Here is a 10,660-nt window from a genome sequence, read left to right on the forward strand (position 1 = left end):
CGCCTTAAAAATACGTTTTTTTAAATTAGTTAAGATCATGTATTAGTAAAAAGGCAAAGAAACCGCTGTTGTTTTTTGATTTAGATAGCAACGCTGGCGTAAGGTTTAATAAATTGTTAACAAATGTTGAATTTGTTCATATGCAAAATCATGATATGATTACCCGGTGCTTTTTTTGTATTTTTGTTATATAAACGCATCCATCAGTTTAATAATCAAGTATTGCGCATGAAGCATAGCAGGAAAATAGCTTTGGTAGTCAATCATGTAAATGTTGAAGAAGAGGACGCTCTTGACGTTTTATTTTGGTTAGATAAGGCCCCTGCCGAAAGGCTGTCTGAAGTAAGCCGCTTGAGGAAAAACTATTTTACATGGGCTGATGGAAGCTTCCCGGAAAAGATTGAAAAAGCTGTTCATTTCAGAAAATTATGATTTTTGAACAGGATTTATACACTGTGTATACGCTACGGGTGACACACCCTGGTATGGGATGGTACACCTGGCAAAAAACTATAACCTGGCTCCAAATCCGGCAACTACTTTACTATAAGGATTGTTTTAAAGCTAATCGGGCATGATGCAAACAATATCCCCACGTTTATCGTAAAGAGTACCAGAAAATTTAATACAGGTTACTAACGGGGCCGAAACTGCTTTTTGCTACCCCTTGTAAATTTTTTGCACCCAATTCGCCTGCTTTTTATAACTTACGGCTTTGTAAATAAACCTCAATGCTTAACAGCGCAGTAACTTTTTGCGGCATACCTTATCCATACCTTAAGCTAATTATAAAGGGCTTTTTTTGTGCTGTAATTTTGTTTTTTTTGCCTGTTGCCGGTTTATATGCCGAAGGCAGTAAAGAGCTGGCCGCCAGTGGGGGATACCGCGCATACCTGTTTTCGAGCAGCACGGTTGCCAATACTTCGTTCCCGTTCCCCACTTTAGGTACAGTTAAGGTTTACGTAAAGCCCGGCGAAAGTATTTATGTGGGCTCAAGCGCCCAGGGTATTGCCGGTGGTACTATTAACTTGCGCGCGCCCGACGGTAACAACTATACCAGCGGCACAGATGCCAGCACAGGTAATATCAATAGCCGAGCGCAGGAAGTAGCTGGCCCATTGCCTAATACCGGGGGATTTACGCCATTTATAAAAACGGTAGGCGCGGGGCAGGAGGGGGTTTGGGAAATTGATTTTGTTGCCGAAAACCCCGGAACGGTATTAAACGGCAATCCGCCTACCATACCTGCCAATGCCAACTGGACACAGCCGCAGGCCGAATATATTACCGCCTTTGATGTATCGGTACGCAATGCTTCAAACTCGGGCTTTATAAATGGCAGGGTGTATACCCAGGTATTTTCGGGAATATTAGGTACGTTTAACGTGGGCTTTAACGCGATATTCCACATCCTGACCAAAGACGGATATCAATACATATTAAATAACAACGGCCAGGCCGGCAACGGCTTTACGTTTTTTGTAAATAACAAAGGGTTTAGGGGGGACGACGGAAACGCGTCGTACAAAAGCATCAACGGCCTTAGCGCCAACGTTAACGTGCAAGACCCGCGCGTGGCCGATACCCAAACAGATATCACCCAAAAAATATTTTTTAATATCCCGGCTACCGATATGCCCGCCGTAGCCAATACGCCGGGATCGGCAACAACATGGCTTTTAAATACGCCCGTAGTGCCGGCAATAAGTAACGTTACTTTCACTGGTGCCGAAGGAACTATTGGCAAGGCCGGAACCAATCCGTTGGGCGGCAACTTTAACTTTAACATAACCGGGAACGGTAATTATGTAATTGGTATTGATATAAACCATAACGGTTTGTATACCGATGCCATCGACCGTAAATTAACCGGGCAGGCAACCACCGGCGGTAACCAGGTATATTGGAACGGGCTTGATGGCCTTGGCGCCAAAGTAGCGGGTAACAGCACTTTGTCATTGCAGGTAGATATCACCATAGCCACTACCGCGGGCGAAGTCCATTTTCCGTTTTTTGATGTGGAGCGCAATGTTAACGGCCTTTTACTTACGCGCACAAACGGCACTTTTGCTCCCGATGATTCCTTGTATTGGGACGATACACCTATCAGTATTGTAGGCACACCATCAAACCCTATAAAAAACCTCACGGGCTTAAGCAGTGCTATAAACGGGCACAAATGGGGCACCACTACCAGTATAGCCACCAATGATGCCGATTTTGGGAACAATAAATCCATTGATACCTGGAGTTATATAAAAAGCAAACCGGTAACAACTTCGGTAAGCTTTGTAATGCAGGAAGCCGATCTTTCTGTAGAAAGTATAACGGCCGTGGCGGCCTGTTCGGGCCAGCCGGTAATATATAAAGTTGTGGTAAAAAATAACGGCCCTAATGATGTTACAGGTGCCGGATTCAGCTTTAGTTTTCCTAATGATATCAGTGGCTTGGTAGTAACAAGCGCTGCTACCGCCGGCAGTTCGTCAACCTCAGGCGGTGCTGTTGTGGCAAACGCATACCTCGCTAACCTGGATATAGCAAATGGTGCTGTACGCACTTTTACCATTACCGGGAATATAGCGTTGGCAACAAGCGGCAACCTTACTGTTGAGGCTGCTGTATTAAGGCCTGCTGATGTAACAGACCCGGATGCCACCAACCCGGATGCAGCTGTGCCTACCGATCCGAATAGCGAATGTGACGCTTCCCCTTCCGGCGTAGGTTGTAATAATGTTAAAACCAACACGGTAAACATTGCGCCGGGCCCAAATGCAGGTGCCGATCAAACTATATTTGAGTACGCTCCGGCTGCCATGGCAGCAACGGGTACGGGTGTATTTACACAGGCGGCAGGCGATCCGTTACCGGCAACTATTACCACCCCCGCAAGCAATACAACTACAATAACCGGACTGGATAAAGTTGGCGTATATCATTTTGTTTTTACCAACGCCAATGGTTGTGCCGATACAGTGGTGTTGAAGGTGATCCCTGCCGATTTGCAGATCCCCAATGTAATAACACCCAACAATGATGGCAAAAACGATACTTTTAAAATTGTTGGATTAGAGAGCTACCCCGGTTCGCAACTAACGGTGTATAACCGCTGGGGTAACGAGGTTTATCGTTCTGATAATTACAAAAACGATTGGAGCGGCACCGGCCTGGCCGAGGCTACTTATTTTTATGTATTGAACCGGAAAGAGCATACCGGTGAATTTACCCCGGTTAAGGGCTGGGTGTTTTTAAAACTGAGTAAATGATGCAGGGCTTTAAACTATATATCCTGGTAGCAGGCCTGGTTTTATTCACCGTAAAATTGCAGGCCCAGCAAAGCATACAGTTTAGCCAATATATGTTCAATGGCCTGGCGGTAAACCCGGCCTATGCCGGTTATAAACAGGACTGGACCCTTAACTTAAGCAGCCGTATCCAGTGGGTGGGTATTAACGACGCGCCTAAAACAGGCACAGTATCTGTTGATGGCCTTACCAACAGCACCAACCAGAATATGGGCTTAGGCTTGATAGCTACTTTCGACAAGCTTGGGCCCGAGAGTACATCATCGGTTTATGTAAACTATGCCTATAGGCTACGGCTTGATGAGGATGATACAAAACGGCTGAGTTTTGGCCTTGGCTTTGGCGCTATACAGTATCGCCTGGATGGCACTAAATTTAACGCTACTGATGATGGAGATGCCAATATACCCGCCGGAACGCAAAGCAACGTTACGCCCGATTTTCGTTTCGGGGTTTATTATTACTCGCCAACGGTATATGTTGGCGCATCGGTGTTTAACTTGCTTTCGGGTTTGGGTAACACTGTTGATCATTTGCAGCAGTATAAACAGGCCCGTACAGTTTACTTAACCGGCGGTGCAATGGTGCCGTTAAATGAAGGCATGGATATTAAACCCTCGTTGCTGATAAAAGAGGACTTTAAAGGCCCAACCAACCTGGATGTAAGCAATTATATAGTATTTAACAAAACCATTTGGATAGGCGCATCATACCGCACCGGGATAAACCTGTGGAAAAAAAGTAACCTGCAAAGCGGCCTTGATAAAACAGACGCTGTGGCGGCGATGGTGCAATTTTATGTGAGTGAAAACTTTAGGATTGGTTATTCATATGATTTTACCACAAGCAGGCTGGCAAGTTCGCAAAGTGGGTCGCATGAATTGTCGTTGAGCATTAGTTTTCCGGGCAAAAGCCCAAGGGTGGTTAGTCCGAGATATTTTTAGGCAAATGAAAAAGTTAATATTGATTGGTTTGTTGATGGCTTTGCTGGCAAAGGTTACTTTGGCGCAGGAACAGCTGTCGGTAAAACAAAGGGCCGATAAACTTTTCGATCAGTATGAATATTTCAAAAGCCTTAAAGTTTACCTTAAACTGCTTGGCCATAAGCCGGATGTAAAACTTGTTGAGCGTATTGCTACCTGTTACCGTTACATTAACCAATACCAGGATGCCGAAGATTGGTATGCCAAAGCCCTGAACGATCCTAAAGCCGCCAAACTCGATCATTATTTTTATGCAGAAGTATTGTTTCGCAACCAAAAGTTTGACATGGCCAGGCAACAGTACCAACTGTATTTTACAGATGATGCAGGCGCGTTAGCCTTAAAGCTGGCCGATGTGGATTCGGCTATGGTGTGGATGAAGCAGCCATCGCCATATAAGGTGAATAACGTTGGGGGCGTAAATACCCCATCGTCTGATTGGGGAGCCGCATACGGTGGCCAGACAACCATTATATTCACATCCGACCGCGAAACCGAAGATGGCAAAAAAGATAACCGCACCGGCAACGGCTGGTTTAAACTATATACCTACGATTTAAATACTAAAGAAACAAAACAACTGTTTTTAGATCCAGGCACAAGCAACGAGTTTAAAGATGCTTACCATGTAGGCCCCATGGTGCTGAACAATAAAGGAGACACCGCCTATATTACCGTTACTACCGAAGTTGCTGCTAAAAACTTACCGATAGACCAACGTAGCGGCAAAAATAACACCCGCCTTTATACCCGCCGCCTGCAGTTGGTTACCGCCGTGAAAAAAGATGGTGGCTGGGTTATTTCGGGCAGTTTTCCGTACAATAATGTACAGCAGTATTCTGTGGGTAACGCGGCATTGTCAAAAGATGGCAGGTTGATCTATTTCAGTTCGGATATGCAGGGCGGGCTGGGTAAAACAGATATCTGGTATTGCGAAAAACAAAGTGACGGAAGTTGGGGCAAACCTGTAAATTGTGGTAAAGCCATCAACTCCAAAGAAGAAGAAAGCTTTCCGTTTGTAGATGAAAACGGTGTGTTATACTATGCTTCCAAAGGGCTACCCGGTATGGGGGGGTACGAAATTTATGTTGCCCATGGCCAAAAAAACAATTGGGATACCCCCAAAAACCTTAAGTATCCTATCAACTCCACCAGCGACGATTTTAGCCTGATAACACGCGATGGTCAAAGCGGCTACCTGTCGTCAAACCGCGATAACGGCCAGGGTAGCGATGATATTTATGCTTTTACCCGCGTAAAGGATTCGATTTTTGTGAAACCAATAAACGGTAGCCCGCAATTAATTGTTGCCACCAGGCAACCAGGATCATCCGATTCACCCGATCCACTTTCAGGGGCATCCCGTCCCGATTTCAACATCCGGCCCATTTATTATGATTTGGATAAATCATTCATCCGGCCCGATGCAGCGGCCGAACTGGATAAGGTGGCAGGCATTTTAAAGCAATATCCAGCACTAAAAATAGAATTGGCATCCTATTGCGATTCAAGGGCATCATATTTATACAACCTTGCGTTATCTCAGCGCAGGGCCAAATCTGCCGTAACTTACCTGGTAAAAAAAGGCATAGCCCCAACCCGCATGGTAGCCAAAGGCTACAGCGAAAGTAACCTGGTAAACCAATGCGCCGACAAGGTTAAATGTTCGGAAACCGATCATCAGCTAAACAGGAGAACAGAAATTAAAGTAGTTTCGGGTAGCAATTGATTATAAGTTTATATAGTTATGGCTGAGTATGAAAATGTATAATCAGCCACAAGTGTGTTTAAAACGTGAGTTATGGCTGAGTATGTTATTTAGTGCTTGGCGCACCTATTATAAGTAAAACGGAATCTGCTTTAATTCACACTGTTTTTTCATTTTGATATTACCACCCTTTCAAAATGATAGGTTTTTTAAATGCCCAAATGCATCAGCCCTGTCAAATTAGTCGGTTTAAAGTGGTTTTGCTGCTATTAAGCATTTTAAGCGTTTTTTGGCATGCCTATAGTATATAGGCTGTAATTGATAACACATTAAAAAATTAAGTCATGACATCATTTTATATCGTACTGGAAGTAATAGCCTTTATTGCAGTAATTGTAATACCAATGGCCGGCCCAAAAGCAAAGAAAAATTTACCTGTTGCAACTACCAGCAACCTGGCGGTTAACAACGAGGGTTACCTGGAGCCAATTCCTGCAAACCAGCAAGATCATCATCCGGTGCATTAATTGTTAAAACCACTTAAATTGAAAATAAAAGCCTTTCTGCATAAAAGGCTTTTTAAATAGGTATGCAGCTTTACTTATTACCATAAAATGTTTATCTCTTTTCTGTTTATGAAATTTATAGGATAATATTGCCGGTAAATACTAAACAAGATTTGTATTGACCGCTTATGATGAATTGGGAAACTTTACTATCGGCCAAGCGCTGGGGATACGAGGATAAATATGTTGCAAGCCAGGTTGATGCCCGGTCGGAGTTTCAGCGGGATTATGACCGTATTATATTTTCGTCGCCTTTCAGGAGGCTGCAAAATAAAACCCAGGTATTTCCTTTACCAGGGAGTATTTTTGTGCACAACAGGCTTACCCATAGCTTAGAAGTGGCCAGTGTTGGCAAATCATTAGGCCGCATCTTTTATAACAAGCTTAAAGAAGAAGATACTGGGATTGATGCCCGCCTGCCGCTGATGAGTGATATCGACACCATTATTTCGGCGGCATGCCTTGCGCATGACCTGGGCAACCCGGCATTTGGCCACTCGGGCGAAGCCGCAATATCACATTATTTTATTGAGGGTGACGGTGCAGGCTATCAAAAAAATATACCTGCTGAGCAATGGGCCGATTTGATCAATTTTGAAGGTAACGCCAATGCTTTGCGCATCCTTACCCATTCTTATTCGGGCAAGGGGAACGGAAGCTTCGCGCTTACTTATGCTACCATAGCGGCTATTGCCAAATATCCCTGCGCTTCTATCGTAGGCGGAAATAAAGCAAATATCCATACTAAAAAATATGGGTTCTTCCAGTCGGAACAGGCCGGATTTAGGAAAATAGCCGACGAACTGGGACTAAACAAAGTGCAGGACAATCCGCCTATTTACAAGCGCCATCCACTCGTTTACCTGGTAGAAGCTGCCGACGATATCTGCTATAATATTATTGACATTGAGGATGCTCATCGCCTCAAGATATTATCCTATGATGAAATTGAAGCCCTGTTGCTGCCTTTATGTAACGACCCGAAAATGAAGGCGCGACTTGATGATATTGACGATGACGACGCAAAGGTTGGTTACCTGCGTGCAAGGTCTATAAACACGCTGATACAGCAATGTTCCAAGCTGTTTTACAATCAGCAGCAAAACATCCTTGCCGGCAATTTCAATACATCGCTGATAGATATGATAGAAGAGCCCTATCGTACCATCATGAAAAACATCGAAACGTTGTCGGTAAAAAAGATATACAATTACTCGTCGGTTGTGCAGATAGAAGTAGCCGGTTATAAAGTTATGGGTGGCATACTGGAAGAGTTTATACCGGCTTACCTGCAAAATTCATCCAAGTATCACAAAAAACTGGTAGAGCTTATCCCCAAACAGTTTTTAACCAAAAATCAGGATGATTACTCTAAAATTCAAACCGTACTTGATTTTGTTTCTGGGATGACAGATTTGTATGCGGTGGAGTTGTTCAGGAAAATTAAGGGAATCTCTTTCCCAACATTGAGTTGATGGAATAAACACAATCCCACAAATCGTATCAACTTTTCGCCAAAAACAATCAAATGTAGTTAGGGAGTAAACGGGCTTGTCATTTTAGCATAATTTTAGCGTCAGTATTAATCATGCAGGCTATTAATGATCTGTGTGCTTTCCGCCTATATTATGAACTTAAAAAAAATCCTTTGCTTAGCAGCAATGACTATGCCCTCGTTGCTGATTGCCCAACAATGGCAACCCAAAAAAGCGGTACTCATGACCCGGTTTGCTAAAGATGTGAACCCGAACAGTGTTTTGCCTGAATATCCGCGTCCGCAGTTTGCCCGCGTAAAATGGCTTAACCTTAACGGCATTTGGCAGTACCAGCCCGGTGCTGCCGGCGACGCTTTACCAAAAGGCAAGCTCAGCAAAACAATCCTGGTACCATTCCCGGTGGAATCGGCGCTATCGGGTGTAATGGAACACCATGACCGGCTTTGGTATCGTCGCAAGTTTACAGTCCCTGCGGCTTGGAAAGGTCAGCATATCCTGTTGCACTTTGGCGCGGTTGACTATGAATCGGAAGTGTTTGTAAACGGAAAAAGTTTTGGTGTGCATAAGGGCGGATACGACCCATTTAGCTACGATATTACATCTGCCATAACAGGCGCTGGTCCGCAGGAAATTACCGTAAGGGTTTTTGATGCTACAGATGATGCCGGCGAACCACGTGGTAAGCAAAGCCTGCACCCGCAGGGCATTATGTATACACCAACTACCGGTATCTGGCAAACGGTGTGGCTGGAGCCCGTGCCGGTAACAAATATTAACGATATCAGGATAACCCCGGATATTGATAAATCGGTTGTAAAACTTACTGTAAGCACGGCAGCAAAAGCAGCAGAATACACCGTAGCCATTAAAGTAAAGGATGGTGTTAAAGTAGTACAAACTTACATCGGCAAAGCGGGCCAGGAATTAAGTGTGCCGGTAAAGAATGCTAAATTATGGTCGCCGGATTCGCCGTTCCTTTATAATTTAGATATCAGCCTGCAAAAAGATGGCAAAAGCGTCGATATGGTTTCCAGCTACTTCGGGATGCGGAAGATATCGGTGGGCGATGAGGATGGTTACAAAAAACTGTTCCTGAACAATAAATTCCTTTTCCAGACAGGCCCGCTTGACCAGGGTTTCTGGCCCGATGGTATTTATACCGCGCCTACTGATGCTGCCATCAAAAACGATTTGCAGATGATTAAAAACTATGGCTTTAACATGGTGCGGAAGCACATTAAGGTTGAGCCATACCGGTGGTACTACTGGGCCGATAAACTGGGCCTCATGGTTTGGCAGGATATGCCGTCTGAAAACTCGTACACAGACCATACGCCGCCTATTGATTCAGTTGCCTACGCATCTGAATTAACCCGGATGATTAAAACGCATTGGAACACGCCGAGTATAGTAACCTGGGTAGTGTTTAACGAAGCACAGGGGCAGCATAACACGGCCGGTTTAGTAAATATGGTGCGCAAGCTCGACGATTCGCGGCTTATTAACCAGGCCAGTGGCGGTAACCATTTTGGTGTTGGCGATTTTATGGATATCCACAGCTACCCGCCGCCAGCGGTGCCCGAAAGTAAAACCCAGGTTTTGGCCTGTGGCGAGTATGGCGGTATCGGGTACATAATTCCGGGCCATATCTGGAAATCGGGCCCAACGTATATCATGATTGACAACAAAAAAGATTATACCAATTTGTACGATACCTATGCCAACGACCTGGTACTATACAAAACCAATAAAGGATTAAGTGCCGCGGTATACACCGAAATTACCGATGTTGAGGTGGAGTTAAATGGCTTGCTCACTTATGATCGCGAGGTAGATAAAGGGGGCGTAGCAAACATCAGTGCATCCAACAAAAAAATCATTAATGATCATATGTACATCAGCGATGTACTGCCATCGTCGCAAACCAACAGCCGCGATTGGAAGTATACCTTCACCAAACCTGAAGACGGCTGGTTTAATGCGCAGTACAACAATGCCGCGTGGAAATTGGGCCCCGGCGGGTTTGGTACAAGCTTTACGCCAGGTGTAAATGTGAAAACAGTTTGGAATAGCAGCGACATATGGATACGCCAGTATTTTACCCTTAATGAAATTAAGGCCATCAACAAAGACAACCTGGTGTTGTACATTCATCACGATGAAACCTGCGAGGTGTACATAAACGGCGTTAAAGCTGCAACAATTGATGGTGCCACATCCGGCTATACCGTAGCGCCAATAAGTAAAGAAGCCAAAGCCGCGCTAAACCTGAAAGGTAAAAACACCATAGCCATACATTGCCACCAAACAGTGGGCGGGCAGTATATTGATGCCGGTATTTCGCTTTTGAGTAAAACAAAACCCTGATTAATTTTTATCCTTTTGTTTAGTAACAGGCCCTTGCATATTGCAGGGGCTTTTTTGTGGAGCAATAAATAAATATGTGGCAATCATTTAGGTATTAAAAATATTATTGTTTAGCAGTAGCTAACCGTATCTTAACCCAAATAAGAGGTCTGTTCCTATTTTTTTAACAAAAACAGAGGAATGAGGCTAAAATCCGGCTAATGATTGCTAAATTGTTAGTTCAATAATTTAGTAATCC

General features: G+C 44.2%; 7 protein-coding genes. All 7 read left to right on the forward strand.

The genetic code is table 11. The features are described from left to right. Positions 1-228: 228 nt before the first annotated feature. The 7 genes from AC1DU2_RS25595 to AC1DU2_RS25625 all read left to right on the forward strand — a co-directional run bounded on the left by AC1DU2_RS25595 (position 229) and on the right by AC1DU2_RS25625 (position 10,422). Positions 229-432, forward strand: coding sequence for a hypothetical protein (locus AC1DU2_RS25595; RefSeq protein WP_477362301.1), 204 nt, complete (start codon positions 229-231; stop codon positions 430-432). Between the two features lie 299 nt (positions 433-731). After that, positions 732-3,263, forward strand: a complete 2,532-nt coding sequence (locus AC1DU2_RS25600; protein WP_477387926.1) for a T9SS type B sorting domain-containing protein — start codon at positions 732-734, stop codon at positions 3,261-3,263. Next, on the forward strand, positions 3,260-4,246 hold the full coding sequence (locus AC1DU2_RS25605) for a PorP/SprF family type IX secretion system membrane protein (protein WP_477362295.1): 987 nt from the start codon (positions 3,260-3,262) through the stop codon (positions 4,244-4,246). Before AC1DU2_RS25600 ends, AC1DU2_RS25605 begins: the two co-directional genes overlap by 4 nt. A 4-nt stretch (positions 4,247-4,250) precedes the next feature. Then, entirely contained in the window at positions 4,251-6,014 is a 1,764-nt protein-coding gene (locus AC1DU2_RS25610) for an OmpA family protein (protein WP_477387928.1), read from the forward strand. A 323-nt stretch (positions 6,015-6,337) separates the two neighbouring features. Further along, positions 6,338-6,520, forward strand: coding sequence for a hypothetical protein (locus tag AC1DU2_RS25615; protein ID WP_477387930.1), 183 nt, complete (start codon positions 6,338-6,340; stop codon positions 6,518-6,520). A 170-nt stretch (positions 6,521-6,690) separates the two neighbouring features. Beyond that, positions 6,691-8,034, forward strand: a complete 1,344-nt coding sequence (locus AC1DU2_RS25620) for a deoxyguanosinetriphosphate triphosphohydrolase (RefSeq protein ID WP_477387934.1) — start codon at positions 6,691-6,693, stop codon at positions 8,032-8,034. Between the two features lie 153 nt (positions 8,035-8,187). Then, complete coding sequence (locus AC1DU2_RS25625; protein ID WP_477387932.1) at positions 8,188-10,422, forward strand: glycoside hydrolase family 2 protein; 2,235 nt, start codon at positions 8,188-8,190, stop codon at positions 10,420-10,422. Positions 10,423-10,660 lie beyond the last annotated feature (238 nt).

Source organism: Mucilaginibacter sp. P4_C11 (assembly GCF_056402115.1).